The following is an 879-nucleotide window of genomic DNA, read 5'->3' on the forward strand; positions in this document are numbered from 1 at the left end:
GGGGTGTGRCTGCCCTTCAGGTTGATCTGGAAGTCGGCATCGCCGTCGGCGTCGACATTGCCCTTGACCACGGTGTAGTCGCCGTCGGCCCGGGTCTCGTAGGMGACCACCAGCTGGGCCGTGGCGGTGAAGGCYGGGCCGYTGGTCARGGTGAAGCTCTGGTTGCCGGCGAGCGCGCCATTGGCGTCGATGCCGGAGAGGTCGAGCTTATCGCCSGGCTCGAARTCGAGGATRGTGTCGCCATCCGCCGCTTCCTTGCTCTCGAAGYGGAAGGTGTCRTTGCCCGCCCCGCCYTCCATCACGTTCACCGCSGCRCTSGCCGTGATCGTGTCGTTGCCCGARCCGGTCGCGACGTTCTCGATGCTCCAGAGCGTGTCGCTGCCGSTKTSCGTGCTGACCGCGCTGCCGCGTCCRAGCAGGCCRTTGCCGAGATCGACCGTCAGGTTCGCCGTGATCGCCGACATGTCGAGCGTGTCGATGCCCGWGCCGCCGTCGCTGTCATCGCCGAAATAGACGTCGTTGCCGTCACCGACCGCMGCCACGATCACRTCGTTGCCCGCMCCCGCCACCACMGTGTCGTCGCCGGCCCCGGCCGTGATCCGGTCGTCGCCCGTGCCACCGAAGATCCGGTCGTTGCCGGCYTCGCCATCGATCAGGTCGTTGCCRGCCCCGCCRAGCAGCACGTCGTCGCCGGCCCCGCCGAAGACCACGTCACGGCCCTCCCCGGCATCGACGAAGTCGTTGCCRTCGCCCGCCGAGATSGTGTCGTCGCCGCCCGCACCGATCAGAACATCGTCGCCGCCCTGGCCGATCAGGTTGTCCGCCCCCGCTGCCCCGATCAGGACATCGCTCAGCCCCGTCCCGACATGCGTCCCAGGA

Annotated in this window: 1 protein-coding gene; it reads right to left on the reverse strand. The window is 68.9% G+C overall.

The window, feature by feature from the left end; genetic code table 11:
• Positions 1–879, reverse strand: an 879-nt coding sequence (locus AC1D34_RS38030) for a calcium-binding protein (RefSeq protein ID WP_476827085.1), incomplete at both ends; no start/stop codon positions are given.

This window comes from Allobosea sp. P1_A7 (genome assembly GCF_056406775.1).